General features: G+C 59.9%; 1 protein-coding gene. It reads left to right on the top strand.

All coding sequences use genetic code 11. The annotated features are described in order from the left end of the window. Positions 1-279 (top strand): carbohydrate porin (locus tag B7449_RS18905; protein ID WP_048884087.1); only part of this gene is annotated, 279 nt, incomplete at both ends.

Here is a 279-nt window from a genome sequence, read left to right as displayed (position 1 = left end):
CCGTTACAACTCGCTGCCCATCCAGCAGGCCACGGGCGCGGCTCTGGGCAGCAACAGCGACCCCACCAGCCAGACCTACAATGGCGCCAATGGCACGAACTTCAACATGGGCACCGGCGCGCTGCTGATTACCGAACTGCAGTACGCGCTCAATCCGCAGCCTGCCGATATGTCTAACGTAACGAAAAATCCCGGCCTGCCGGGCGTCTACAAGCTGGGTGGATATTACGATACCGCCAGATTTCCCGATTACCGCTACAACAACATGGGGCAGGCCCT

Source organism: Komagataeibacter intermedius TF2, assembly GCF_000964425.1.
GTDB classification, from domain to species: Bacteria; Pseudomonadota; Alphaproteobacteria; order Acetobacterales; family Acetobacteraceae; genus Komagataeibacter; species Komagataeibacter intermedius.
Note: the sequence above shows the minus strand (reverse complement) of the source record. Positions and strands in the feature narration are given on the sequence as shown.